The sequence below is a fragment of the Pseudomonas sp. CH61 genome (assembly GCF_059429415.1).
Genome location: NZ_CM182098.1, coordinates 5,629,718 through 5,656,256, shown reverse-complemented (window position 1 = coordinate 5,656,256; position 26,539 = coordinate 5,629,718). Strand labels below are relative to the sequence as shown.

Here is a 26,539-nt window from a genome sequence, read left to right as displayed (position 1 = left end):
GCAGGCTCACTCCTACATTTGGTTTTGCGGTGCTGTTAGAGCGGCTTGCTGGCGACGCTGACGCCCATGGTATGGCTCGCACCCGCCGCCAGCGTAACCACGTCATCCATCACATTCGCCGTCTCGATGCACAACATGCGCTGCCAGCCATCGTTATCCATATCCGCCAATGCCGCCGCGCGATCGATCCACGGGTTCCAGATCACCGCCGTGCGTGAACCGGTAGCCGTCAGCACAATGCGTCTTTCCCAGGTCGGGTCGACAATGCTCAACTGCGGCGGAGCGTCGAGGTAGATGCGGTCGGTTTCGCCGGCAAAATGCAGATCGCCTTGCTGACTGTTGGTTTTCCAGTCATCCAGCGTCTCGATGTAATTCAAACCATCGACACCGTCGACCTGCACATTGCGCACATCACTGACCGCGAAATACGTGTGCAGCGCCTGGCTCAGGCTGACGCTGTCACTGCCACGGTTGTGGCTGGTCAGGCTGAAGCTCAGTTGTTCGGACAAATGCAGGGTCAGGGTCAGATCGACTTCGTGCGGCCAGCCCGGCAGGCCACCGTCAGGGTAGGGCAGCTTGAACTCGACCTTGACACCGTCAGCCTCTGATTCGATGCCGCCCAACTCCCAATCCATCGCCCGCACCAGACCATGCGCGGGTGCCGGTTGCGCACCGGTGTACATGGCCTGCACGCTCTGCGGGTTGCGCTCGAACTTGCCGAACCACGGCCAGCACACCGGCACGCCGGCGCGAATGCTTTTGCCCGTCTTGAAGTCGGCTTTGTCGTTGAGCCAGATGATCGGCGGCTGCCCATCGATCTGATAACTGAGGATGTGCGCGCCTTGCTGGGCCACCAGCACTTCGGCCTGACCGTGGCGGATGCGCCAGCAGTTCAGTTCATCCAGTTTCACCGCTTCAACGTTGGGCGTGTTCATGGGACAGCTCTCGATCAGACACTTGGGACGATTATCGACCGTAAAACGGCCGCGAGGTTTAACGCGCGCGTGGCGGAACCGAGCGAGTGCGGCCGCTGCCGTCGATGGCGACGAAGACAAACACGGCTTCGGTCACTTTACGCCACTCACTGGACAGCGGGTCGTCGCTCCACACTTCAACCATCATCTGGATCGAGCTGCGGCCGATTTCCAGGGTCTGGGTATAGAAGGACAATTGTGCGCCGACAGCCACTGGCACGAGGAACGCCATGCGATCGATGGCAACCGTGGCGACGCGACCGCCAGCGACACGGCTGGCCATCGCGGTGCCGGCCAAATCCATCTGCGCTACCAGCCAGCCGCCGAAAATATCGCCAAAGCCATTGGTTTCGCGTGGAAGTGCGGTGATTTGCAGGGCCAGGTCGCCTTGCGGGATTGGATCTTCTTGTTCGAGCTCTATCATGCCGGGGGTGCCTCTGACCCGTGACTCTTCGTTGGTATTGCTGGTGGTAGCCGTCTTCGGGAAAAACGATTCAGCACCGAACCTACTACGTTCGTCACGTTTTCCATCAGGCGCCTAAGGAGAAACTCTGCGAAACCGGCTAATCCCGAGCAAAGGCCGGGCCAACGACGTTTTCGCACAGCAACCCCCTACAAACCGGAGCAGGTTGCGAGTATATCGGTCGGTAGACTCCACGACGACCATCCGGTTCTCATTTCGACCGTCAATTACGCGGCTCTATGTGCTTTTTCGAACAATTTGCTATGGTGCCGAACCTGCCCAAGCCACCGCCAGCGTTGTTGTGGCGGCAGTTCCGACTATAAGAGAAGCCCTTGCCATGACCACAGCGCCTTCGAGCCTCGCGCAGCCCGAGCAACCCGCACGACCGTTGACCCGCAATGACTACAAGACTCTGTCGCTGTCCGCCCTCGGTGGCGCGCTGGAGTTTTACGATTTCATCATCTTCGTCTTCTTCGCCACCGTGGTCGGCAAGCTGTTCTTCCCGGCCGACATGCCCGAGTGGCTGCGCCTGATGCAGACCTTCGGCATCTTCGCCGCCGGTTACCTCGCGCGGCCGCTGGGCGGCATCGTCATGGCGCACTTCGGCGACCTGCTGGGGCGCAAGAAGATGTTCACCCTGAGCATCTTCATGATGGCCGTGCCGACCCTTATCATGGGGCTGCTGCCAACGTACGCGCAGATCGGCCTGTGGGCGCCGATCCTGTTGCTGGTGATGCGGGTGATTCAGGGCGCGGCGATTGGCGGTGAAGTGCCGGGCGCGTGGGTCTTCGTTTCCGAACATGTACCGCAAAAGCACATGGGTTACGCCTGTGGCACCCTCACCAGCGGCCTGACCGCCGGCATTCTGCTCGGCTCGCTGGTCGCTACGGCGATCAACAGCATTTATACGCCTGCCGAGGTTTCCGATTACGCCTGGCGGATCCCGTTCCTGCTCGGCGGTGTGTTCGGCCTGTTCTCGGTCTACCTGCGCCGCTGGTTGCACGAGACGCCGGTGTTCGCCGAGCTGCAATTGCGCAAGGCGCTGGCCGAAGAAGTGCCGCTGCGCGCGGTGCTGCGTGACCATCGCGGCGCGATTGCGATCTCGATGCTGCTGACCTGGTTGCTCTCCGCTGGCATCGTTGTGGTCATCCTGATGACCCCGACCGTGCTGCAAACCGTCTATCACTTCACGCCGACGCAATCGCTGCAGTCGAACAGTCTGGCGATCGTGTTCCTGAGCATCGGCTGCATCATTTCCGGCGCACTGGCAGATCGCTTTGGGGCCGGCCGCGTGTTTGTGTTCGGTTGCCTGGGCTTGCTGATCAGCTCGTGGACGTTCTATCACAGCCTCGCCGATCACCCGAACTGGCTGTTCCCGCTGTACGCGTTGACCGGTTTTCTGGTCGGCACCATCGGCGCGGTGCCGTATGTGATGGTTAAAGCGTTTCCGCCGGTGGTGCGGTTTAGCGGCTTGTCGTTCTCGTACAACGTGGCTTACGCGATCTTTGGTGGCCTGACGCCGATGGTGGTCAGTCTGCTGCTGAAAGAAAGCGCGATGGGACCTGCCTACTATGTGGCGGTGCTGTGCACCATGGGGATTCTGGTGGGGGCGTGGCTGTGGAAGAAGGGGCGTTGATCCGAAATCTCCCTCAATAGTCCCGGCGTCTTCGCGAGCAGGCTCGCTCCCACATTTGGAATGCATTTCAACTGTGGGAGCGAGCCTGCTCGCGAATGGGGGGCAACTCGAATCATCTTGTAAAACCCGGATGCTGGCCTTTCATCCAATTGTCATATTTCAGCCATAGAGTGTTCACACGGCCTGCTGATACTTGGCCCCGACTTAACACACCCTATCTGCTAGGAGTAAGGCATGAAACTGAAGCGTTTGATGGCGGCAATGACTTTTGTCGCTGCTGGCGTTGCGACTGCCAACGCGTTCGCCGCTGTTGACCCTGCTATCCCGAGCTACACCAAGACCACTGGTGTGTCGGGCAACCTGTCCAGCGTCGGCTCCGATACCCTGGCCAACCTCATGACCCTCTGGGCTGAGAACTACAAAAAAGAATACCCGAACGTCAACATCCAGATTCAGGCCGCTGGCTCCGCCACTGCGCCACCTGCGCTGACTGAAGGCACCTCCAACCTGGGCCCGATGAGCCGCAAGATGAAGGACACCGAACTGGCGGCCTTCGAGCAGAAGTACGGCTACAAGCCAACCGCTATCCCGGTTGCCGTGGATGCCCTGGCCGTTTTCGTACACAAGGACAACCCGATCCAGCACCTGACCATGGAACAGGTTGATGCGATCTTCTCGTCGACCCGTCTGTGCGGCGCCAAAGCCGACGTGAAAACCTGGGGCGACCTGGGCGTGACCGGCGACCTGGCCAACAAGCCAGTGCAACTGTTCGGTCGTAACTCGGTATCCGGCACCTACGGCTACTTCAAAGAAGAAGCCCTGTGCAAAGGCGACTACAAACCAAACGTCAACGAACAACCAGGTTCGGCGTCGGTGGTGCAGTCGATCAGCTCCTCGCTGAACGGCATCGGTTACTCGGGCATCGGCTACAAGACTGCCAGCGTGAAAACCGTTGCGCTGTCGAAGAAGGGCAGCACTGACTTCATCGAAGATACCGAAGAAAACGCCCTGAACGGCAAATATCCGCTGTCGCGTTTCCTCTACGTTTACGTCAACAAAGCCCCGAACAAGCCTCTGGCTCCGCTGGAAGCCGAGTTCGTGAAACTGGTGCTGTCGAAACAGGGCCAGGAAGTGGTAGTGAAAGACGGCTACATCCCACTGCCAGCCAAGGTTGCTGCAAAAGCACTGGCTGACCTGGGTCTGCAGGAAGGCGGCGCTGTCGCAAAGAAGTAACAAATTGAGTCCGGGGTGAACCCCGCCGGACTCAGGTAAAAGGCCGGATCTGCTTGCAGGCCGGCCTTTTCCACACCTCAAATTTTTGATCCTCTGCCAGTCCCGCTGGCGGTGGATTTGCTGCGTCACTGCATTGTCATCTTTCTGTCATACAGGATCGCTAGGGTGAGCGCATGAATGATCTGGCCAATTCCCACATGACTACTAATCCTCCCAAGCGCATTGATTTCAATACGCCTGAGCTGCAACGCAAGCGCCGCATTCGCGCGCTCAAGGATCGCTTCACCCGCTGGTACGTCCTCGTTGGCGGTCTCGCGGTGCTGGCAGCCATCACCCTGATCTTCTTCTTCCTCGCCTACGTGGTTGCGCCGCTGTTCCAGGGTGCCGACCTGACCGCGAAAGACTCGATCACCCCGGCCTGGATGCAGGACGCCGGCAAGCCGCTGATGATTTCGCTCGAAGAGCAGAATCAGGTGGCGATGCGCGTTTCCGACAAGGGCCAGGCATTGTTCTTTGATATCGACAGTGGCGCTGAACTGAAGCGCGTCGATCTGCCGGTGCCGGCCGGCGCCACCGTAACCTCGATTGGTGAAGACCAGCCGGGCCATCCGCTGGTGGCCGTGGGCCTGTCCAACGGTCAGGCGCTGGTGTTCCGTCACACCTATAAAGTCAGCTACCCCGATGGCAAGAAAACCATCAGCCCGGCCATCGAATATCCGTATGGCGAGACGCCGATCGCGCTGAACGAAGCCGGCGGTGCGCTGGAGCATGTCAGCCTCAACGCCACCGACACGACCCTGATGCTGGTCGGTTCGACCGGTTCGCAACTCAATGTGCTGTCGCTGACCAGCGAAGAAAACATGATGACTGGCGAAGTCACCAACGAGCAGAAGCGTATCGATCTGCCGCAGATGACTGAGCCGGTGAAAAACATCTTCGTCGACCCGCGCCAGCAGTGGCTGTATGTGGTCAACGGTCGCGCTCAGGCCGATGTGTTCAGCCTGCGCGACAAGAGCCTCAACGGGCGCTACAAACTGCTGGAAAACGCTGACGCTGAAGTTACCGCGACCACGCAACTGGTCGGTGGCATCTCGCTGATCGTCGGCGACTCCAAGGGTGGTCTGGCCCAATGGTTCATGGCCCGTGATACCGACGGTGAGCTGCGCCTGAAACAGATCCGCACCTTCCAGATGGGCACCACGCCGATCGTTGAAATCAGCGCTGAAGAACGGCGCAAAGGCTTCCTCGCGCTGGATGCCAGCGGCAAGCTTGGCGTGTTCCACAGCACCGCACATCGCACGCTGCTGGTTGATCAGGTGGTCGATGGTCAAGGCGTATTCGGCCTGTCACCGCGCGCCAACCGCGTGATCGTTGAAGCCGGCGGCAAGCTGCAACCATTGCTGCTCGACAACCCGCACCCGGAAGTCTCGTGGAGCGCGCTGTGGAGCAAGGTCTGGTACGAGAACTACGACGAGCCTAAATACGTCTGGCAATCGACTGCGGCCAACACCGATTTCGAACCGAAACTGAGCCTCTCGCCACTGACCTTCGGCACCCTGAAAGCCGCGTTCTACGCGATGCTGCTGGCCGCGCCACTGGCGGTTGCTGCGGCGATCTACACCGCCTACTTCATGGCCCCGGGCATGCGCCGCAAGGTCAAACCGGTGATCGAGCTGATGGAAGCGATGCCGACGGTGATCCTCGGCTTCTTCGCCGGTCTGTTCCTCGCACCGTATGTAGAAGGGCATCTGCCGGGCATCTTCAGCCTGCTGATGTTGTTGCCGATCGGCATCCTGGTCGCCGGTTTCACCTTCAGCCGTCTGCCTGAATCGATCCGCCTGAAAGTCCCGGACGGCTGGGAAAGTGCGCTGCTGATTCCGGTGATCCTGTTTGTGGGCTGGTTGTCGCTGTACATGAGTCCGTTCATGGAGAACTGGTTCTTCGGCGGTGACATGCGCATGTGGATCTCCCACGACCTGGGCATCACCTACGACCAGCGCAACGCTCTGGTGGTCGGTCTGGCCATGGGTTTTGCGGTGATCCCGAACATCTACTCGATCGCTGAAGACGCCGTGTTCAGTGTGCCGCGCGGCCTGACCCTCGGTTCGCTGGCTCTGGGTGCCACGCCGTGGCAGACCATGACTCGCGTAGTGATCCTGACCGCTAGCCCGGGGATCTTCTCGGCGCTGATGATCGGCATGGGCCGTGCGGTCGGCGAAACCATGATCGTGCTGATGGCCACCGGCAACACCCCGGTCATGGAAATGAACCTGTTCGAAGGCCTGCGCACCCTGGCCGCCAACGTCGCGGTGGAAATGCCCGAGTCGGAAGTCGGCGGCAGCCACTACCGCGTGCTGTTCCTCTCGGCGCTGGTGCTGCTGTTGTTCACCTTCGTCATGAACACCCTGGCAGAACTGATTCGTCAGCGTCTGCGCAAGAAATACTCGTCGCTTTAAGCAAAGGTAGAAGTCTGTGAAACAGAACTCCCTGAAAGGATGGTTCAAGAGCGGCGCCCCGGGCGTCTGGATCAGCGGTGGCGCGGTGTCCATCGCGGTCATCATGACCATTGGCCTGCTGGCGGTGATTGCCGTGCGCGGTCTGGGTCACTTCTGGCCGGCGGACCTGGTCCACGCCAACTACGACGTACCGGGCCAGGCCAATCACCTGGTCATCGGCGAAGTGGTACAGAAAGAAGAAGTGCCCCGTGCCCGTCTGAAGAGTGCCGGTTTGCCGGTGCCTGACGCAGGTCCGGAATTCATGACCCGTGAGCTGATCAAGGTCGGCAACCGAGACTTGAACGGCAACGACTTCACCTGGATCGTCGGCGAGTGGCTGACCAACCAGACCACGCCGCCAGAGTTGATGGCGATCGAGCGTCGCGAGTGGGGCAACTTCTACGGCTACCTGGTCAACGTCAAACAGGATGGCAAAGTCATCGCCGAAGGCGAGGCTGCGTGGCCTGAACTGCAAGCGCGGATCAACCGTGTGAACGGTCTGGCGGCACAACTGAAGTCGCTGGAAAAAACCGACATCGGTGCGATCAACGCAGGGCTGGAACGCATCCGTCTGCACGGTCGCAAATTGGAACTGGAAGGCAAGCTCGACGCCACCGCGCAAGCGGACATGGAATCCGAGCGTGCCGAGCTGAATGCGCGTTATCAGGACATCGAAGCGCGTCTGGCCGATCTGCATGCGCAGTTCAACCGCGATGCCTTGACGGCTCGTGACGCCAACGGCAAAGAGATCGAAATCGGTCTGGGCAAAGTGGTTCACGCCTACCAGCCGAACGCGATGAGCACCTTTACCAAGGTCGGCTTCTACTTCAGCAAGATCTGGGAATTCCTCTCGGACGACCCGCGTGAAGCGAACACCGAAGGCGGGATTTTCCCGGCGATCTTCGGCACCGTGATGATGACCCTGATCATGGCGATGATCGTCACCCCGTTCGGCGTGCTGGCGGCGGTGTACCTGCGCGAATACGCCAAGCAGAACACCCTGACGCGGATCATCCGTATCGCGGTGAACAACCTCGCCGGCGTACCGGCGATCGTTTACGGCGTGTTCGGTCTGGGCTTCTTCGTTTACGTACTCGGTGGTTCGGTCGACCGCTTGTTCTTCCCCGAAGCTTTGCCGGCACCGACCTTCGGTACGCCGGGTCTGCTCTGGGCCTCGCTGACCTTGGCGCTACTGGCGGTGCCGGTGGTGATCGTCGCGACCGAGGAAGGTCTGGCGCGTATTCCGCGCACCGTGCGTGAAGGTTCGCTGGCACTGGGCGCGACCAAGGCTGAAACCTTGTGGAAGATTGTGATCCCGATGGCCAGCCCGGCGATGATGACCGGCATGATTCTCGCCGTGGCCCGTGCTGCTGGTGAAGTGGCGCCGCTGATGTTGGTGGGTGTGGTGAAACTGGCGCCGTCGCTGCCAGTGGACGGCAACTACCCGTACCTGCACCTGGATCAGAAGATCATGCACCTGGGCTTCCACATCTATGACGTCGGCTTCCAGAGCCCGAACGTCGAAGCGGCCCGCCCGCTGGTGTACGCCACGGCGCTGCTGCTGGTGCTGGTGATCGCCACGTTGAACCTGTCGGCGGTGTATATCCGCAACCACCTGCGTGAAAAATACAAAGCACTGGATAGCTAAGGACGACGCGAACCCTGTGGGAGCGAGCCTGCTCGCGAAGCTTTTGGCGGCCTCAAGGGCCCCTTCGCGAGCAGGCTCGCTCCCACATTGAACCGCGTCCACTGGAATATTGATGGAAGCTGCAACAAGCAGTGTTCCGAACCAAATTTGTTAGCACAGGGAGCCTCCCATGCAGCACGAAACACATACCCACGGCATCAATATGTCTGCCCTGGGCCGCGACAAGCAGAGCCTCAGTCTCGAACAGGAAACCGTGGCCATCGAAGTACCGGGCCTGAGCCTGTACTACGGTGAGAAACAAGCACTGTTCGACGTCAGCATGAACATCCCGAAGCAGCGCGTGACCGCGTTCATCGGCCCGTCCGGTTGCGGTAAATCGACGTTGCTGCGCACCTTCAACCGCATGAATGATCTGGTTGACGGCTGCCGCGTAGAAGGCGCGATCAACCTGTACGGCAACAACATCTATCGCAAAGGCGAAGACGTTGCGGAGCTGCGTCGTCGTGTCGGCATGGTGTTCCAGAAGCCCAACCCGTTCCCGAAAACCATCTACGAGAACGTCGTGTACGGCCTGCGCATCCAGGGCATCAACAAGAAACGCGTCCTTGATGAAGCGGTCGAGTGGGCGTTGAAAGGCGCGGCGCTGTGGGACGAAGTCAAAGACCGTCTGCATGAATCGGCACTCGGTCTGTCCGGTGGTCAGCAACAGCGTCTGGTCATCGCCCGTACCATCGCGGTTGAGCCGGAAGTGCTGCTGCTTGACGAACCGTGCTCGGCCCTCGACCCGATCTCGACGCTGAAAGTCGAAGAGCTGATCTACGAGCTGAAATCCAAGTTCACCATCGTCATCGTCACGCACAACATGCAACAGGCGGCGCGGGTGTCCGACTACACGGCGTTCATGTACATGGGCAAACTGGTGGAATTCGGCGACACCGATACCCTGTTCACCAATCCGGCGAAGAAGCAGACCGAAGACTACATCACCGGTCGATACGGTTGACCGTACAGCCGCGAGCTTCAAGCTGCGAGCGGCAAGTCAAAGCGGTTCAGCGTAACGACAAATTTCAGCTTGCAGCTCGTAGCTTGCAGCTCTTGGTTAAAGCTTTTGCGGAGCGAACACAATGATTTCTAAGGAAGGCCTTACCCATCACATCTCTGCGCAGTTCAACGCCGAGCTTGAGGAAGTGCGCAGCCACCTCCTGGCCATGGGCGGGCTGGTCGAGAAGCAGGTCAACGACGCGGTGACCGCGCTGATCGAGGCCGATTCCGGTCTGGCTCAGCAGGTGCGCGAGATCGACGACCAGATCAACCAGATGGAACGCAACATCGACGAAGAATGCCTGCGCATTCTCGCCCGCCGTCAGCCGGCGGCGTCCGACCTGCGTTTGATCATCAGCATCTCCAAGTCGGTGATCGACCTCGAGCGCATCGGTGACGAAGCGACCAAGATCGCTCGTCGAGCGATTCAGCTGTGCGAAGAAGGCGAAGCGCCGCGCGGTTACGTCGAGGTTCGTCACATTGGCGACCAGGTGCGCAATATGGTTCGTGATGCGCTGGACGCGTTTGCCCGTTTCGACGCCGATCTGGCGTTGTCGGTGGCGCAATACGACAAGATCATCGACCGCGAATACAAGACCGCATTGCGTGAACTGGCCACCTACATGATGGAAGACCCGCGCTCTATCTCGCGGGTCTTGAGCATTATCTGGGTCCTGCGTTCGCTGGAACGCATCGGCGACCACGCGCGCAATATCTCTGAATTGGTCATTTACCTGGTGCGCGGCACCGACGTGCGCCACATGGGCCTCAAGCGCATGAAAGAAGAAGTTGAAGGCACAAGCGGCGAAACCGCTAATGTTCCGGGCAATGCTGACGATAAGTAAGATTGCCTGAGAAAAGCGCCCGGCCCTTTGGCCGGGCGTTTTTGTTTGTGCTTTTCATGGGCAGATTCGATTAAAAAGCAGCACCCGCGAACGAAAAGTCCCGGCGTGACTGAAGAGTTTTGGCAATGTGCCATCAGCCAGCGTTATGCTTGCCGGGATTTTAATAGGGGTGTTGGATGAGCAAGATCAGTGTGTTGGTCGTGGACGATGCTTCGTTCATTCGTGACCTGGTGAAAAAGTGCCTGCGTAATTACTTCCCGGGGATCCGCACCGAGGACGCCGTCAACGGTAAAAAGGCTCAGGCCATGCTGGCCAGAGAAGCCTTTGACCTGGTCCTGTGCGACTGGGAAATGCCGGAAATGTCCGGTCTCGAACTGCTGACCTGGTGCCGTGAGCAAGACAACCTCAAGACCATGCCATTCGTCATGGTCACCAGCCGTGGCGACAAGGAAAACGTCGTGCAGGCGATTCAGGCTGGCGTTTCCGGCTACGTCAGCAAGCCGTTCACCAACGAGCAACTGCTGACCAAGGTCAAGCAGGCGCTGAACAAGGTCGGCAAGCTCGACACCCTGATGAACAGCGCGCCGACCAAAATGAACTCGGCGTTCGGCAACGATTCCCTGAGCGCCTTGACCGGTGGCAAGCCCGCCGTGGTCGGCGGTGCTCCGGCGGCCGCTGCGGTCAATCCGTTTGCCAAACCGGCAGTTGCCGCACCAGCGCCCGCCGCTGCGCCATCGCGTGGTTTGCTCAACAGCCCACCGGTCAAGGCACCAGCCGCCGCGTCGGCTCCGGCCAGCGGCCGTGGCCAGGGCCAATTGCGCCTGCCAAGCGGTACTCAGCAATGCGTGATCAAGGCTCTGAGCATCAAGGAAGCGTTGTTGGTGGTAAAACGCACCGACACCCTGCCGCAGATCCTCGACAGCGCCGTGCTCGATCTGGAGCAGGGCGACAACGCGGAAATCGCCCGCCTCAACGGTTACCTGCACGCCGTCGTCGCGTTTGAGCCGAAACCGGACAGCGAATGGCTGCAACTGACCTTCCGCTTCGTCGATCAGGACGCGCAGAAGCTCGACTACATCTCCCGCCTGATCGCCCGCGGCACGGCGCAGAAGCACTTCGTTCCGGGCGCGTGATCTTCGTCGTCTGACAGTCCGCCTTCGCGAGCAGGCTCGCTCCCACCTTGAAATGCGTTTCAAATGTGGGAGCGAGCCTGCTCGCGAAGGGGCCATCACTTGCACCACCAATCTCCCAGACTGGCCAATTTGAAACATCTGTCGACTAGCCTGGTCTGCTTCACCTGCTAGGCTCATTCCCAGGCCTTACTTCGACAGACTCTTGCCCATGCTCGCGCGCCTGCTGTTTTTCTATGGTCTCTTCATGGCCTCCTCCTCGGCTGTGGCCATGACCATTTACAAATCCACCGATGCCAACGGCGTGGTCTCCTACAGCGACCGGCCAAGCAAAGGCGCGCAGGTGTTCGTCTTTCAGGACCGCATGGTCGAGCGCCTCGAGCGGCAGGTCTATCTCGACATCAAAAAACAGAAAGGCACTGACGTGGTCTTCGTGCGCAATGATCTGTATGCGCCGGTCGAGGTGGCGCTGGCGTTTACCGGGATGAGCAATGTGCGTGGCGCGCCGGCACAAACCATCCGCCGGGTGCTGCCAGCGCGCAGCAACACGCGCTTGGCTCTGCTCACGGCGATTACCGGCGGCAAGCCGTTGGTGTATACGCCGCAGTTCCATTACTCCCTCGGCGACCCCACAGGCACCGCGCAGGGCTATCGCTATCCACTGCCATGGCGCGGCGGACCGTTTCGTCTGAGCCAGGGTGCCAACGGCCAGTACAGCCACTACGGACCGAAGAATCGCTATGCGATGGACATCGCGATGCCGGTCGGCACGCCGATCATTGCCGCGCGGGCAGGGGTGGTGGTGAAGACCGAGAATTCACAGAGCGGTCGCGGCTCGGATGCATCGGGCAATTTCGTGCGGGTGCTGCATGACGACGGCACCATGGGCGTGTACCTGCACCTAAAGCAAGGTTCGGTGAGCGTGCGCGAAGGGCAACGAGTGACGGTGGGCAGTCCGCTGGCGCTGTCAGGCAACACTGGCAACAGCAGCGGCCCGCATTTGCACTTTGTGGTGCAGCGCAATACCGGGGAAGGGTTGGTGTCGATTCCGTATCAGTTCAACCAGCCGCTGGGGGCGTTGCCCAACTTTGCGTTGGGCAAGCAATGATGTGCTGCATCTGCGGACCTCTTCGTCGGAACGCCGCCCGGAGCCGGCTCGCTCCCACCCTGGAATGCATTTCAACTGTGGGAGCGAGCCTGCTCGCGAAGGAAGCGGCGCGGTGCTGGATCAGCCCATCAATCCAGCATCAACACCTTCGCCAGCACAATCTTCGGCCCTTTCATCTTCTTGATGATGATTCGCAGGCCTTCGACTTCCAGCACTTCTTCCTCTTCCGGCACCCGTTTCAGGGTTTCGTAGACCAGCCCGGCGAGGGTTTCCGCTTCGATGTGATCAAGGTCGATGCCTAGCAGGCGTTCCACCTTGAACAGCGGCGTGTCACCACGCACCAAGAGCTTGCCCGGCTGATAGGCGAGGATGCCGCGCTCAGCCTTGCGGTGTTCGTCCTGAATGTCGCCGACCAGCACTTCCAGCACGTCTTCCATGGTCAGGTAGCCGATGATGTTGCCATCAGCCTCTTCGACCACGGCGAAGTGCGAGCCGCCCTTGCGGAACTGCTCCAGCAGCTGCGACAGCGGCATGTGTCGCGACACGCGCTCCAGCGGGCGGGTCAGTTCAGCCAGGTTGAACGACTCGGGAATGTGGTCCAGCGCCGCCAGTTCCAGCAGCAGATCCTTGATGTGCAGCAGGCCGACGAACTCCTGACGCTCGCTGTCGTACACCGGATAACGGCTGAACTTGTGGCGACGGAACATCGCGAGGATTTCTTTCAGTGGTGCGTTGAATTCCAGCGTGATCAGGTCTTCGCGGGAGTTGGCCCAGTCGACCACTTCCAGCTCGCCCATTTCCACCGCCGACGCCAGAACACGCATGCCTTGATCGCTTGGGTCCTGACCACGGCTGGAGTGCAGGATCAGTTTCAGTTCTTCGCGGCTGTAATGGTGTTCGTGGTGCGGGCCGGGTTCGCCTTGGCCGGCAATACGCAGGATCGCGTTGGCGCTGGCGTTGAGCAGGTAGATCGCCGGGTACATCGCCCAGTAGAACAGGTACAGCGGCACCGCCGTCCACAGTGACAGCAGTTCGGGTTTACGGATCGCCCAGGATTTCGGGGCCAGCTCGCCGACCACGATGTGCAGGTACGAAATGACGAAGAACGCGGCGAAGAACGACACGCCTTTGATCACTTCCGGCGACTGCACGCCAACGCTTTCCAGCAATGGTTCAAGAATATGCGCGAACGCCGGCTCACCGACCCAGCCCAGACCGAGGGAGGCGAGGGTGATACCGAGCTGACACGCCGAGAGGTACGCATCGAGCTGACTGTGCACGGTGCGCAGGATATGCCCGCGCCAGCCGTTCTGTTCAGCGATGGCCTCGACCCGGGTCGAGCGCAGTTTGACCATGGCGAATTCCGCCGCAACGAAAAAGCCGTTGAGCAAAACCAGGATCAGAGCAAATAGGATCATGCCGAAATCGGCGAATATTGTTGCGAGGGACAAGCCAGGGGAAGGGTCCATGATGGAGTTTTGCGGGTTCCGTGTGATTCAAAAGAGAGAAAAGTCGCGCCTGAAAGGCAGGCACAAGTCAGCCAATGTAGCGGCTGACCTGGCGATTGCCTAGTGGCGCGTGCTGGCCGGTATCACTCAGCGGCGCTGATGGCCCGTGCCTGGGCGACCTGAGCCGGGGCGAAATGGCAGGTGAACGTGCTGCCGTGACCGGGCACGCTGCTGATCTCCATGCGTGCGCGGTGGCGCAGCAACACGTGCTTGACGATGGCCAGGCCCAGGCCAGTGCCGCCAGTGTTGGAGTTGCGGCTGGAGTCGACGCGGTAGAAGCGTTCGGTCAGGCGCGGCAAGTGTTTGCTGTCGATGCCGATCCCGGAATCCTGCACGCTCAGGTGCGCGCCCTGATCGTCACCCCACCAGCGAATGCGGATGTTGCCCTCGGCCGGGGTGTACTTCACCGCGTTGAACACCAGATTGGAAAACGCACTGCGCAATTCCGCCTCACTGCCTTTGAGCAACAGGCTGGCGTCGGCTTCGAGGCTGATGCGCTGGTTTTTCGCGCCGGACAATTGCTGTGCGTCGCTCTTGATCGATTGCAGCAGCGTATCGACCTGCACCGGCTGGTTGTCCGACGGGTAGTCGGTGGCTTCCAGTTTCGCCAGCAGCAACAAATCGTTGAGCAGCGTCTGCATGCGTCCGCCCTGTTGCTGCATCTGCTGCAGAGCGCGGCTCCAGCGCGGATTCACTTCTTCGACGTTGTCGAGCAGGGTCTCCAGATAGCCGCAGATCACCGTCAGCGGCGTGCGCAGTTCGTGGGAGACGTTGGCGATGAAGTCTTTGCGCATCTGTTCCAGCTGATGAATACGCGTGACGTCGCGCACCAGCATCAAGTGTTCGTTGTTGCCGTAGCGGGTCAGGTACAGCTGAATGCGCACGCGATCATTGGTCGGCGAGGGGATTTCCAGCGGCTCGGCGTAACTGTCCTGCTCGAAATATTCCTTAAAGCGCGGATGGCGGACCAGGTTGGTCACCGGTTGGCCACTGTCTTGCGGCGTCTTGAGACCGAGCAGGGTTTCGGCGGCGCGGTTCCACCATTCCAGGTTGCCGTCGCTGTCGAGCATGATCACCGCGTCTTTCAGCGCGGCGGTGGATTCCTGCACCCGGTCGATCACCGCTTGCAGACGCCCGCGCACGCGTTGATCGCGGCGTTGCAGGTGGTAGATGCTGTCGAACACTTCACCCCACAGGCCATAGCCGTCGGGCGGTGCTTCGTCGGGTTGGTGCTGGCGCAGCCACTCGTGCAGCCGCAGCAATTGCTTGAGCGTCCAGCCCAGATAAATCCCCAGACCCGCCGCGAGGCTCCAGCCGTAATAGCCGGTGATCAGGCCGATCACCAGGCAAGCGGTGACCAGCAGCAGCATGTGGCGAATCAGGGTGCCATGCCAGTTTTGATTCACGGGGGCGTCCTTAGCCGCAGCTTCAAGTTTCAAGCTGCAAGCTACAAGTCAGAGCGGCTTGCTGTTACTTGCCGCTTGTAGCTAGAAGCTTGCAGCTGTTTTTATGCTTTTGTGGAAAACCGGTAGCCGGTGCCGCGCACGGTTTGTACCAGATTTTCGTAGGCGTCGCCGAGGGCCTTGCGCAGGCGGCGGATGTGCACGTCGACGGTGCGTTCTTCAACGTAGACGTTGCCGCCCCAGACCTGATCCAGCAACTGGCCACGGGTGTAGGCGCGCTCCTGATGGGTCATGAAGAATTGCAGCAGACGGTATTCGGTCGGGCCCATCTCGGCGGGTTTGCCGTCGATGGTCACGCGGTGGCTGATCGGGTCGAGCAGCAGGCCACCGACTTCGATCGGCGCTTCGCCGTCGGTCGGGCCGGCGCGACGCAGCACGGCCTTGAGGCGGGCGACCAGTTCGCGCGGGGAAAACGGTTTGGTGATGTAGTCGTCGGCGCCGACTTCCAGACCCTGGATCTTGTTGTCCTCTTCGCCCTTGGCAGTGAGCATGATGATCGGGATGTCCCCGGTCAGCTCGTCGCGCTTGAGGCGTCGGGCCAGCTCGATGCCCGAGGTGCCCGGCAGCATCCAGTCGAGCAGGATCAGGTCCGGCTTGCGGTCGACGATGATGGCATGTGCCTGCTGCGAGTTCTCTGCCTCGAGGCAGTCATAGCCGGCCATTTCCAACGCAACGGCGATCATTTCGCGAATGGGCGCTTCGTCGTCGACGATCAGAATGCTCCTGCCAACCATGCCTTAATCCTCTTGTCATTTAACTGTCTTGCGCCGCATTAGATAACGGAATTATTGCAGTCGTGTGACAGTATTTTCGCCCGGCGGCGATTGTGCAAATCCTCAACTAAGCTCTAAGTCCGAATCCTGACAACCACAAAAGAAGGTTTCCATGACTCAAATGACGGTTTCTTTCAAAGCACTGCTGATGGCTGCGGCCCTGACGCTGCCTGGATTTGCGCTGGCCGCGGAGCCGGCGATGGAGAAGGACGGCATGTACACCGATCACAAGGGCATGACGCTGTACACCTTCGCCAAGGACTCGGGCGGCAAGTCGATGTGCAACGACAAATGCGCAACCAACTGGCCTCCGTTGATGGCGGCGGCGGGTGACAAGTCGATGGGTGACTGGACTGTCATCAAACGTGACGACGGCTCAATGCAATGGGCCTATCAAGGCATGCCGCTGTACACCTTCGTGATGGACAAGAAGGCCGGTGACATGACCGGTGACGGCAAAATGGACGGCGCATGGAAAATCGCCAAAGCCAAGTAAACGAGGTCCCCTGTAGGAGTGAGCCTGCTCGCGATAGCGGTGTATCAGTCGGCATTTTCGTTAACTGACACACCGCTATCGCGAGCAGGCTCACTCCTACATTGATTGGTGTTTAGCGCAATGCGTAATCCAGCACGATCCCGACGAAAATCGCCAACCCGGCCCAGTGGTTGTGCAAGAACGCCTTGAAACAACGCAGGCGGTCACGATCGCGGGTGTACCAGAACTCCCACGCATAGCAGCCAGCAGCCACCAGCAAACCGAGATGGAACCAGATCCCCAACTCGAATTTGGAACCCGCCAGCAACAGACAGCCCAGCGACAACGCCTGCAAACTCAGGATGATCACCCGATCCGCCTCGCCAAACAGAATCGCCGTGGATTTCACGCCAATCTTCAAATCGTCATCGCGATCGGTCATCGCGTAATAGGTGTCGTAACCCACCGTCCACAGCAGATTGGCGATCCACAGCAGCCACGCTGCCGCCGGCAGCTCACCGGTCTCGGCGGTGAACGCCATCGGCATGCCCCACGAGAACGCCGCACCCAGCACCACTTGCGGGTAATAGGTGTAGCGCTTCATGAACGGATAAGTGAAGGCCAACGCCAGACCACCGAGCGACAGCCAGATGGTCGGCGCATTGGTGCACAGCACCAGCAGAAAACTCACACCCATCAACAGCGCGAAGAACACCAGCGCTTCTTTCGAACTGATTCTGCCGGCCGCCAATGGCCGTTGCGCGGTGCGTTTGACGTGGCCGTCGACCTTGCGGTCGGCCCAGTCGTTGATCACGCAGCCACCGGCGCGGGTCAGCACCACGCCGAGGACGAAAATCACCACGTTGGCCAGCGACGGCGAGCCTTTGCCGGCAATCCACAGCGCCCACAGCGTCGGCCACAGCAGCAGGTAAATGCCGATCGGCTTGTCCATCCGGGTCAACTGAATGAAATCCCAAGCACGCGGGTTCAAGCGGTTCAGGGACTTGAGCAGGCTCTGATACATCAGCAGTTCTCCGGATGGGCGCGGGCGGCGTTCCACAGGCTCGGCAGGAAGATTTCCGCAACCAGGACGCTCAGCGCGCCACGGTCGAAACGCGAACGTCGGCCCCACAGCTCGGGCGCTTTCGCGGCTGGCGGTAGCCATTCCTCAGGGTAGTGGCAAACTTCGAGGGCGCGGCGCTGGAACGCCTGATCGCAAAACAGCAGTTCGCCGAGCGAGCGGCTGCCCAGTTCATCCATGTGCAGCCCGTCGCCCTGCAAGGCGGCGCGTGAGGCGACGCTACGGGCAAACACCCAAGCCTCGCCGTGGCCACGCAAATACACCTCGCGCACCCAGCCTTCGCTGCCCTCGGCCAGATCCAGTGCAGCGCATTCGTCAGCGCGCAGGGTGTCCCAGCCTTCAAACAGTGGCGTGACGCTGAAGCCGTCATTGGACAGCCGGGTCAGTCGGCGGGTGAGGGAGCCTTCGTCGAACAACCAGTCGAGGGTCAACGAATCGGGGAGGGGCGTCAGTCGGCTTTGGGTCAGCCAGAGCGGGGTCGGGCAGGCATTTGAATGTTGCACAATGAGTCATTATTGGCCGCAAATGAGGCGGCGAGCTTACCATGGCGAGCTGCGCTATTGATTGATCCGGGGCACCATTGCGCCGAACAGGCTTGCATCTGCCCGGCACCATCAGTACAAAACGCCCTGAGCCGGATGGCAGCGCAACTCCATCGACCGTCCGCGCCGGCACCCAGCCTGAACCCTGAGGAAGTACCTGAATGAAAAAGTGGCAATGTGTGGTCTGCGGCCTGATCTATAACGAAGCCGACGGCTGGCCGGATGACGGCATTGCGCCGGGCACCCTGTGGCAGGACGTGCCGGAAGACTGGCTGTGCCCGGACTGCGGCGTCGGCAAGCTGGACTTCGAAATGATCGAAATCAACTAAGCAAAACAGAGGAGTAAGGCATGAGCGCACCTGTCGTCATCATTGGCACTGGCCTTGCGGGCTACAACCTGGCCCGGGAATTTCGCAAACTCGACAGCGAAACCCCGCTGCTGCTGATCACGGCTGATGACGGCCGCTCTTACTCCAAACCGATGCTCTCCACCGGTTTCGGCAAGAATAAGGACGCCGATGGCCTGAGCATGGCTGAACCAGGCGCCATGGCCGAGCAGTTGAAAGCCGAGGTGCGCACGCACACGCGTATCAGCGGCATCGATGCCGGCCACAAGCGCCTGTGGATCGGCGAAGAAGCCGTCCATTACCGCGACCTGATTCTCGCTTGGGGCGCAGAAACCGTGCGCGTGCCAATCGAAGGCGATGGCGCGGAGCTGGTCTTCCCGATCAATGATCTCGAAGACTATGCGCGTTTTCGCGCCGCTGCGGCGGGCAAACGCCGGGTGCTGCTGCTCGGTGCCGGCCTGATTGGCTGCGAATTTGCCAATGACCTGATCCTTGGCGGCTACGAGGTGCAACTGGTTGCGCCGTGCGAACAAGTCATGCCGATGTTGCTGCACCCCGCCGCTGCGGCAGCGGTGCAGGCCGGGCTGGAAAGCCTTGGTGCGAAATTCCACCTCGGCCCGGTGCTGACCCGCCTGCAAAAAGTCGCTGACGGCCTCGAAGCGCATCTGTCCGACGGCCAGGTCATCCCGTGCGACGTTGTGGTCTCGGCCATCGGCCTGCGACCGCGTATCGATCTGGCGGCCGCCGCGGGCGTGCAGGTCAATCGCGGCGTTGTAGTAGATCGGCACCTGAAGACTTCCCACGCCAATATCTATGCGCTGGGTGACTGCGCCGAGGTCGACGGGCTGAATCTGCTGTACGTGATGCCCCTCATGAGCTGTGCGCGAGCACTGGCACAAACCCTCGCCGGAAATCCGACCGCCGTGAGCTACGGCCCGATGCCGATCACCGTGAAAACCCCGGTGTGCCCATTGGTGGTTTCGCCGCCGCCACGGGGCAGCGAAGGCGTCTGGACGGTTGAAGGGCAGGGCGCCGACATCAAGGCTCTGTGTCACAGCGCCGACGGCCAGTTGCTCGGTTACGCGCTGACCGGCGCAGCGGTGATGGAAAAACTCGCCCTGAACAAACAGCTTCCGGCCTTGCTGGCGTAAATACCGGTCGTTCTGTCGGAATCACCCCGCTTTTGCCCCTACAAAGGTCGCGGGGAGACTGGCGCCGCCGGTATCCGCGTGCCATTCTCACTCCCGTCTGCCGCAGAGTAGAGCCTGCGGCGCCTTGGGCGCTGTTCCAACGAGAACAGCACGGACATAACAACAAAAAACCGTCAAAGGGGCTTCACTAATGCGTAAACCAGAACTCGCCGCTGCAATCGCTGAAAAAGCAGATCTGACCAAAGAACAGGCCAACCGCGTACTCAACGCCGTTCTCGAAGAAATTACCGGCGCTCTGCACCGCAAGGACAGCGTGACGCTGGTCGGCTTCGGCACCTTCCTGCAACGCCACCGCGGCGCCCGCACCGGCAAAAACCCGCAGACCGGCGAGCCGGTCAAAATCAAGGCCAGCAACACCGTTGCGTTCAAGCCTGGCAAATCGTTGAAAGACAGCGTTAATCCTTAATTGCGGCGGATCCCCTGAATAGCGGGGGAAAGCGTAATAAAAAATGGGCACACCGATTGCGGTCGGGTGCCCATTTTTTGTGCCTGCCAATCGGCTTATTGACGCCGGAAGCAGGCCTTGCCGTTGCCGAAATCCACGGCCAGGCAGTTCGGCTCGATCGCCAGTTGCAGATCCTGAAACAGGGCCGACAAATCGCCGTTCGACGCCGGTTTGGTTTCGCTCTTCAGCGTCACGGTGTTGTTTTCCACCTGCCAGGTACCCTTGGCGAACCCGTCAGCACTGCCATACGCCACGCCGGCGTCAAACGTGCCGTCCTTGCGCAGTAGCAACTCGGCGCCCATTTCCATTGCGCCGTTTAAATAGTAATGACCGTCCAGTGGCGGGGTATCTGCGGAGGCTTGAGTAACGGGAAGCCAGATCAATGCTGCGAACAACAGGGGTTTCAATTCCATGAGGTAGTGCTCCTTACCAGCTCCCGAAGGGGATGCCGAATTTTTCGATGTAGGCTTTTGATTCCGGTGATAGAGGCAGGGCGTACCGTCCCTCGTTTTTTCCTTGATACGGGCCTTGCTTCACTACACTCCCTTCGACCCGGGCAATCTCTACAGACTTGAGGCAAGGCCCTCCAAGCCAGACCTTCACTATGCCGCCGGGAGCCAAGCCGATTCCGACGTCGTCGCGGTAGTCAGTGATCCATTTCCCATCAAGCCTGCAGAAAGCTTTCTCGGTTTGCGCATAATTTCCCGAGCTAACTCGGGAATGAGTATATAGGCCTCATAAGTCTGAGGTTCGGCCAGTGATTGCCAGCGTACGTAGATCAAGCGGGGCAGGTCGGCGCCGGTGATATCCCGCCCTGCGCCACTTCCGGGGTTTTCTGGCCACCCTGCGGGCGTGCCTTTGTTATCAGCGGGAGCTCTTACCGAAGCAATTCCGGCTCCGGCACGTCGGAATACTCGCTCTCGAATATCCACCACATCGGCGGTTTCGACCCAGACCTCCATGTAGTCCGGTGCTCCGAAGCCAAGGAACCAGGGCAGTCTGTCTTTCGCTTGAGCATGAGTCTGAGTGCAAACCGCCAGCAGAAAACCGAAAAGCGGGCTTAAGTATTTGGTTATGTTATGGCTTGGATTCCACGGTGAGATCACCGGATTGTGTTTACCACGAGCCAAAGGGAATACCGAATTTTTCGATATAGGCTTTGGATGCATCAGAAAGAGGTCGATGTGTACCGCCGGATTTACCTTCGTAAGGACCTTTCGGATTGACCGTTCCTTCCACGCGGACAATCTCGACAGCCTTCAAGCAGGGCCCTCCAAGCCAGACCCTGGCAATTCCGCCGGGTGCCAAACCAATACCTATTTCATTGCGGTAATCGGTGATCCATTTCCCATCAGCCTTGCAGAAAGCTTTTTCCGGCTTGCGCATGATTTCCCGGGCCGATTCGGGAATGACGATATAGACCTCATAGGTTTGAGGTTCGACCAGCGACTGCCAGCGCACATAGATCAATCGGGGTAGGTCGGCACCGATGACATCACGACCCGCGCCACTGCCAGGATTTTCTGGCCAGCCCGCGGGGTGGCCCTTGTAATTGTGCGGCCTTCGTACCGACGCTATCCCGGCTCCGGCGCGTCGGAAAACACGTTCTCGGACATCTACAACGTCTGCAGTTTCAATCCAGACTTCCATATAGTCTGGTGCTCCAAAACCAAGAAACCATGGCTTTTTATCCGCAGATTGAACATAGGCTTGCGTGCAACCCGCGAGCAGTAATCCCAACAGCAAAACTGCGACCGTTTGGGTGCGGTCTCGCGGAATGCTCGGTGTGTTAGCCGCATTGTAGTTACCACGAGCCATAGGGAATTCCGAATTTTTCGATATAGGCTCTGGACTCAGGTGAAAGAGGTAGTGCATAGCGGCCCTGACTTTTTCCTTGATCCGGGCCCTGCTTGTTGACGGTCCCTTCAACCCGGGCAATCTCAACTGCCTTCAGGCAAGTCCCTCCAAGCCAGACCTTCACTATGCCCCCCGGCGCAAGTCCAATACCCATATTGTCGCGGGATTCGGTGATCCACTCCCCACCAAACCTGCAGAAAGCTTTTTCGGACTTGCGCATGATTTCCCGGGCGGATTCCGGAATGACGATGTAAGCCTCATAGGTTTGAGATTCGGCAAGTGATTGCCATCGCACGTAGATCAGGCGTGGCAAGTCGGCGCCGGTTACATATCTGCCTTTGCCTCTGCCGGGGTTTTCTGGCCAGCCAGCGGGCTTTCCTTTGAGGCCAACGGGCGTTTGTACCGACGCAATACCAGCTCCAGCACGCCGGAACACTCGTTCCCGAACATCCACGACATCGGCGGTTTCAATCCAGACCTCCATGTAGCTGGGTGCTCCAAAGCCAAGGAACCAGGATTTTTTTTCCGACGCTTGGGAGATATTTTGTATGCAGCCAGCCAGTACAAATCCTAAGAAAAGCCACACACCTTTGATGACGGGTCGATTGAAGTCATTCATTCAGGTGCACCACCCGTTGGTTTTTTTTAGCCGGTCGATTTATGAACACAATGCTCATATCACTGCTGTTCAGATTTTTGGCCGCGTTCCAATGAGCGGAAAGATGTATATATCGGCTCCGTAGCAAAGCTCTTTCTTCAATAGTCAGTCCTTCAACGGAGGACTCACCTAAGGCGTAAGCCTGGAGTTTCTTATGGATGAGTACCAACTCTTCGGGCAGATTAAGAGCGGATGTCTCAGGGATAACTTTCAATGGCACACCGTTTCTGAGCGCAAGTTCACGCATGATGCGCAGATACACCAGCGACAGCTCACCATGAACGGGACGCTCAATGCGGGCTGCCGCGTAAACCTGCTTCTGGGGATCCGGGTTGGTTCTTCCCTTTTCTGTTGTTTGCGCAACAGGTCTTTCCCACACAGCCACCTGTAACTGGTTACCCGAACCGTCATCATCGATAACACCCTTTGCATACCATGAAAACGCTTCCTTCTCAGCTGCGATATAGGCCCCACTACGGGTCGCTTCTTTGCCTTGGCTGATGGTGCTGGTGATTGGGTCGCTCAGCAGAAGTTTTTCCTTGGCTCTGGGTAAGTATCCACCGCCGAGATCGGAGTGTGAGCCGGGCAATAACAGATCAATTTCGCCCAAGCTGTTAAGCGCGAAATTCTCACGGTATTCATCACGCGCCACTAGATGCACCACCTTGTTGGCGCAACCTTCCGGCAGCCTTAATTCGAGCCCGGGGTTCCTACTGTTAGCGCCGGTAAAATCCAGCAGCCATGGGTTGGCGATTGCTGCGACGGTGTCGAACAGCCCGATGAAGTTGATCTGCGTGTCGATTTTCGGACGCCAGCTAAAGCCGTTTACCAAACCTTCGATGCCATTTGGAAACGATTTGGCAAGAAGCCCCCCACTACCTTTGAACACCGCATTGGCAAAGTGCCTTGCCGCTGCAGCTCCTCGACTGAAACCAAAAATATCGAATTCGATCTGTTGAATTACTAACTGCGGATTTCGTTCCACAAGCAGGCTTATCTGCTCCTTGATAACCGCTGGGCATTGTTCGACGCGTGCTACTACTCCTGTCTCGCCTCGACCTGTTGCTTGTGAGTAGAGAGAGTCGGTGCCATTGCTTTTGGTACCAATGCCTTCGATGTAAACCGCTATCGATGCGTTTTTAGTGGTATCCGGTAAAGCTTCGTACGTATGGTCGGTATACAACTCATACAACCGCACAATATTGCTCACATCATTCCCATAACTGTTATCCGGCGAGTTTCCATCCCCGTCGTAACCGTAAGCAGCGCAGTGTTTCTGTATCTCTTCGGCCGCCTCCGCGAGATTGGCATCCGGCGCGTAGCAAGCGGCGACTGTTTCGCTGTTGGCCTTATTGTTCCCTGTCCCATCGAAAAACACTCCGATGCGCAAGGTGATGCCGCCCGGCGCTTCATCCTCCAGCTCGACTTCCTCCTCTTCTTCGAGTTCGTCGTCTGCGCGTGCGTGCACCGCTGGCGCAACGGGTAATGCGCCATCCAGTCCAGGCAGCAGCAGGTGGGGGACTTCACTGTCGTGTGGCTTGCGTCCCGTTTCAATTTCCGTGCTGCTGAAAATGCCACCCGCGTCGATTACGAGGTGATGGCCGCCGGCTTTCAGCGTGATGCTGGCGCCGGCATCCAGCACCACACTGGCGCCGGCCTTCAGATGCACTTGCTGGCCGGCCTCGATGTCGAGAGACTTTCCAGCCAGGGTGTAACTGCTGCCATTGATGGTTTCGCGGCGTTCGTTGCCCACTTCCAGTTGAAGGCTGTTGCCGATTTTCTGCGCCATGTCGCGTTGCGCGCGCAGGTAGATCAGTTCCTGTCCCGCGCGATCTTCAATCGACAGTTCGTTGTAGCCGCCATTGCGCGGCGAGCTTTCGCTGCGCAAGACGGTTCTGGTCTTGTGGTCGGGTAAAGAGTAGGGCGGCGTGGTAACTCTGTTGGCCACACAACCGGTGATCAGCGGTTTGTCCGGGTCACCCTCCAAAAAGGACACCACAACTTCCATGCCGACCCGCGGAATGGTCACAGCCCCAAAATGATCTCCGGCCCAACTGCTCGCCACGCGTACCCAGCAACTGCTGCGCTCACTGTTGAGTTCTTTGCGATCCCAAGGAAGTTCGATCTTCACGCGACCTAACTCATCGCAGTAAATCTCTTCGTCTTCGGGGCCGGTAACCCGTGCGGTCTGGATCACCAGCGGGCGGCGTGGTGCAGGCAGCGGAGGCCGGAAAACCACCTCAGCGGGAATCACGCTAAAGCGATTTCGGTAGCCTTGGGTAAAACCATCGGCGGTTTTGACGTCGCTGGGGCCGAACTCCTCAAGCACTTGTGGCTGTCGGCCTTCATGGGCGACGCTGAGCAGAAGCCACAGGTCGTTGCACTTTTCACGCGGGTGTCCGGTCAGCTCAAACAGGTGGCCACAACGCAGATTCGTCTGATCGCTTTCGCCGTCGCCCAGTTCGTAATCGCTACGGTGGCGCTCCAGTGCCTGACGGGCAATTTGCTTGCCGCGCCGTTCGTTCTCGATCAGCAGCGGATAGCGGTAGTCCTCAAGCGTTGGAGTGAACCCGGCGGTGAAGCGGCTTTCAAGCAACAGGCTCGGGCGCTTCAGGTCGTAGTCACGGCGGGTGACGGAGCTGGTGCGCGTGCTGTTACGCACACCAAATCGGCTGATCACCTGATGCTCGGCCACCATGCCGGATTCCTGCTTATACGGTGTCGCAGCCAACCTGGGGAGAAACACCTGGTCATCGGTGAACACCAGCAAATGGTCGTCTGTCGAATGCTGGTGATGCCAGGCGATACCGTCCTCGGCGCACAGCCGCTGGATAAATTCAAAATCGCTTTCCGCGTATTGAGTGCAATAGTCGCGAGGCGGATTCGGGGTGACATGAAAGGTGAACGCATCACCTTGAATACCGTGACCCTTGAGCACCTGCGCGATGATCTGCGGCACCGTGCGCTGCTGAAAAATCCGTTGGTCATGGCTGAACTGCAAGTAGTACAACGCCGGCACCAGCGTCAGTTGGTAATCGGTGAGGCGTTTTCCAGCTTCACCCATCCGCACATCTTCAATGCGTCCGTGAATGCCTTCTTGGTTAAACCCGAATTGTAGAAACGCCGGCTGACTGAGCAGACCTTCCAGATCGATATCCGCTCGTTCACTGACCAGTTCGACCCGGATGGCGTACAGGCAGCTGATGGCTTCATCACCATCAAATGCGAGCACCTTGAAGTCGTGGCGAACTCCGGGAATCTGCAGGGTAAAAGGCGCGCAATTGCCCGTGCTGAACATACGCTTGTCCTTAAGCAAAGTGAGTCATTGCGCGGTGTCCGATCCTCCGTGATCGCCACGCATTAAAGATTTGCCAAGGCACGCTAGCGGCGTGAGAAATAAATTGATGTAAGAAGTGTCTCTGTCATCTGTCAGAGACTTCTGGGTTGTAAAACGTTGTATGAATTGAAGGAGATGACTGTAGGAGGGGAGTTCGATAACTATTGAATTAGCACGAATGTGCAGTGTTTCCGGCCTGCTGATAGTTTCACAAAATACTTTGCCATCAAATTGATGGCACTTTTTCTGTTCGTCATTGTCCTCGCTGA

At 59.1% G+C, this 26,539-nt stretch carries 23 protein-coding genes and 1 pseudogene; 12 read left to right on the top strand and 12 right to left on the bottom strand.

Annotation, left to right across the window (positions count from 1 at the left end; translation table 11 throughout):
• Positions 1–35: 35 nt before the first annotated feature.
• The gene (locus tag AC5SEM_RS25550; protein WP_495471526.1) at positions 36–935 is read right to left on the bottom strand and encodes a D-hexose-6-phosphate mutarotase; all 900 of its coding nucleotides are present in this window, start codon (positions 933–935) and stop codon (positions 36–38) included.
• 58 nt (positions 936–993) lie between these two features.
• On the bottom strand, positions 994–1,398 hold the full coding sequence (locus AC5SEM_RS25545; protein WP_003229628.1) for an acyl-CoA thioesterase: 405 nt from the start codon (positions 1,396–1,398) through the stop codon (positions 994–996).
• Positions 1,399–1,774: 376 nt separating this feature from the next.
• Between AC5SEM_RS25545 and AC5SEM_RS25540 the strand changes: the two genes are divergently transcribed.
• The 8 genes from AC5SEM_RS25540 to AC5SEM_RS25505 all read left to right on the top strand — a co-directional run bounded on the left by AC5SEM_RS25540 (position 1,775) and on the right by AC5SEM_RS25505 (position 12,573).
• On the top strand, positions 1,775–3,073 hold the full coding sequence (locus AC5SEM_RS25540) for an MFS transporter (RefSeq protein WP_495471525.1): 1,299 nt from the start codon (positions 1,775–1,777) through the stop codon (positions 3,071–3,073).
• 234 nt (positions 3,074–3,307) lie between these two features.
• Complete coding sequence (locus AC5SEM_RS25535; RefSeq protein ID WP_495471524.1) at positions 3,308–4,306, top strand: phosphate ABC transporter substrate-binding protein PstS; 999 nt, start codon at positions 3,308–3,310, stop codon at positions 4,304–4,306.
• Between the two features lie 422 nt (positions 4,307–4,728).
• Positions 4,729–6,762 carry an ABC transporter permease subunit gene (locus AC5SEM_RS25530; protein WP_193559267.1) on the top strand — a complete coding sequence of 678 codons (2,034 nt, stop codon included), beginning with the start codon at positions 4,729–4,731 and terminating at the stop codon, positions 6,760–6,762.
• Positions 6,763–6,778: 16 nt separating this feature from the next.
• Positions 6,779–8,449, top strand: a complete 1,671-nt coding sequence (gene pstA, locus AC5SEM_RS25525; RefSeq protein ID WP_077575089.1) for a phosphate ABC transporter permease PstA — start codon at positions 6,779–6,781, stop codon at positions 8,447–8,449.
• A gap of 169 nt (positions 8,450–8,618) precedes the next feature.
• On the top strand, positions 8,619–9,452 hold the full coding sequence (pstB, locus tag AC5SEM_RS25520) for a phosphate ABC transporter ATP-binding protein PstB (RefSeq protein WP_034152104.1): 834 nt from the start codon (positions 8,619–8,621) through the stop codon (positions 9,450–9,452).
• Positions 9,453–9,573: 121 nt separating this feature from the next.
• Positions 9,574–10,335 carry a phosphate signaling complex protein PhoU gene (gene phoU, locus AC5SEM_RS25515; protein ID WP_016985766.1) on the top strand — a complete coding sequence of 254 codons (762 nt, stop codon included), beginning with the start codon at positions 9,574–9,576 and terminating at the stop codon, positions 10,333–10,335.
• 176 nt (positions 10,336–10,511) lie between these two features.
• A complete protein-coding gene (locus AC5SEM_RS25510; protein ID WP_495471523.1) occupies positions 10,512–11,468 on the top strand; it encodes a response regulator in 957 nt (318 codons plus the stop codon).
• 208 nt (positions 11,469–11,676) lie between these two features.
• Complete coding sequence (locus tag AC5SEM_RS25505; RefSeq protein WP_495471522.1) at positions 11,677–12,573, top strand: peptidoglycan DD-metalloendopeptidase family protein; 897 nt, start codon at positions 11,677–11,679, stop codon at positions 12,571–12,573.
• A gap of 128 nt (positions 12,574–12,701) precedes the next feature.
• Here AC5SEM_RS25505 and AC5SEM_RS25500 read toward each other — a convergent pair whose 3' ends face one another.
• The 3 genes from AC5SEM_RS25500 to phoB form a co-directional block, all read right to left on the bottom strand.
• A complete protein-coding gene (locus AC5SEM_RS25500) occupies positions 12,702–14,042 on the bottom strand; it encodes a hemolysin family protein (protein ID WP_116028549.1) in 1,341 nt (446 codons plus the stop codon).
• 122 nt (positions 14,043–14,164) lie between these two features.
• Complete coding sequence (gene phoR, locus AC5SEM_RS25495; RefSeq protein ID WP_238786360.1) at positions 14,165–15,451, bottom strand: phosphate regulon sensor histidine kinase PhoR; 1,287 nt, start codon at positions 15,449–15,451, stop codon at positions 14,165–14,167.
• Between the two features lie 137 nt (positions 15,452–15,588).
• A complete protein-coding gene (gene phoB / locus AC5SEM_RS25490) occupies positions 15,589–16,278 on the bottom strand; it encodes a phosphate regulon transcriptional regulator PhoB (RefSeq protein WP_007896474.1) in 690 nt (229 codons plus the stop codon).
• A 151-nt stretch (positions 16,279–16,429) separates the two neighbouring features.
• Here phoB and AC5SEM_RS25485 point away from each other — a divergent pair, with 151 nt between their 5' ends.
• Positions 16,430–16,813 carry a COG4315 family predicted lipoprotein gene (locus tag AC5SEM_RS25485; protein ID WP_495471521.1) on the top strand — a complete coding sequence of 128 codons (384 nt, stop codon included), beginning with the start codon at positions 16,430–16,432 and terminating at the stop codon, positions 16,811–16,813.
• A 112-nt stretch (positions 16,814–16,925) separates the two neighbouring features.
• On the opposite strand, the gene ubiA is transcribed toward AC5SEM_RS25485, so the two are convergent.
• Together ubiA and AC5SEM_RS25475 are read right to left on the bottom strand one after the other, a co-directional pair.
• Complete coding sequence (gene ubiA, locus AC5SEM_RS25480) at positions 16,926–17,816, bottom strand: 4-hydroxybenzoate octaprenyltransferase (RefSeq protein WP_495471520.1); 891 nt, start codon at positions 17,814–17,816, stop codon at positions 16,926–16,928.
• Positions 17,816–18,376 carry a chorismate--pyruvate lyase family protein gene (locus tag AC5SEM_RS25475; RefSeq protein ID WP_077575082.1) on the bottom strand — a complete coding sequence of 187 codons (561 nt, stop codon included), beginning with the start codon at positions 18,374–18,376 and terminating at the stop codon, positions 17,816–17,818. Before AC5SEM_RS25475 ends, ubiA begins: the two co-directional genes overlap by 1 nt.
• Before the next feature lie 200 nt (positions 18,377–18,576).
• Between AC5SEM_RS25475 and AC5SEM_RS25470 the strand changes: the two genes are divergently transcribed.
• The 3 genes from AC5SEM_RS25470 to AC5SEM_RS25460 all read left to right on the top strand — a co-directional run bounded on the left by AC5SEM_RS25470 (position 18,577) and on the right by AC5SEM_RS25460 (position 20,379).
• A complete protein-coding gene (locus tag AC5SEM_RS25470; RefSeq protein ID WP_034152097.1) occupies positions 18,577–18,744 on the top strand; it encodes a rubredoxin in 168 nt (55 codons plus the stop codon).
• Between the two features lie 20 nt (positions 18,745–18,764).
• The gene (locus tag AC5SEM_RS25465; protein ID WP_077575081.1) at positions 18,765–19,913 is read left to right on the top strand and encodes an NAD(P)/FAD-dependent oxidoreductase; all 1,149 of its coding nucleotides are present in this window, start codon (positions 18,765–18,767) and stop codon (positions 19,911–19,913) included.
• A 190-nt stretch (positions 19,914–20,103) separates the two neighbouring features.
• A complete protein-coding gene (locus AC5SEM_RS25460; RefSeq protein ID WP_003213368.1) occupies positions 20,104–20,379 on the top strand; it encodes an HU family DNA-binding protein in 276 nt (91 codons plus the stop codon).
• 95 nt (positions 20,380–20,474) lie between these two features.
• On the opposite strand, the gene AC5SEM_RS25455 is transcribed toward AC5SEM_RS25460, so the two are convergent.
• The 5 genes and pseudogenes from AC5SEM_RS25455 to tssI form a co-directional block, all read right to left on the bottom strand.
• Complete coding sequence (locus AC5SEM_RS25455) at positions 20,475–20,831, bottom strand: hypothetical protein (RefSeq protein ID WP_110718151.1); 357 nt, start codon at positions 20,829–20,831, stop codon at positions 20,475–20,477.
• A 13-nt stretch (positions 20,832–20,844) separates the two neighbouring features.
• Positions 20,845–21,587, bottom strand: a pseudogene (locus AC5SEM_RS25450) (DUF2931 family protein).
• Positions 21,535–22,236, bottom strand: a complete 702-nt coding sequence (locus AC5SEM_RS25445; RefSeq protein ID WP_495471519.1) for a DUF2931 family protein — start codon at positions 22,234–22,236, stop codon at positions 21,535–21,537. Before AC5SEM_RS25445 ends, AC5SEM_RS25450 begins: the two are co-directional and overlap by 53 nt.
• Positions 22,223–22,894 carry a DUF2931 family protein gene (locus tag AC5SEM_RS25440; RefSeq protein WP_495471518.1) on the bottom strand — a complete coding sequence of 224 codons (672 nt, stop codon included), beginning with the start codon at positions 22,892–22,894 and terminating at the stop codon, positions 22,223–22,225. The genes AC5SEM_RS25445 and AC5SEM_RS25440 overlap by 14 nt, the downstream gene beginning before the upstream one ends.
• Complete coding sequence (tssI, locus tag AC5SEM_RS25435) at positions 22,887–26,231, bottom strand: type VI secretion system tip protein TssI/VgrG (protein WP_495471517.1); 3,345 nt, start codon at positions 26,229–26,231, stop codon at positions 22,887–22,889. The genes AC5SEM_RS25440 and tssI overlap by 8 nt, the downstream gene beginning before the upstream one ends.
• Positions 26,232–26,539: the final 308 nt, after the last annotated feature.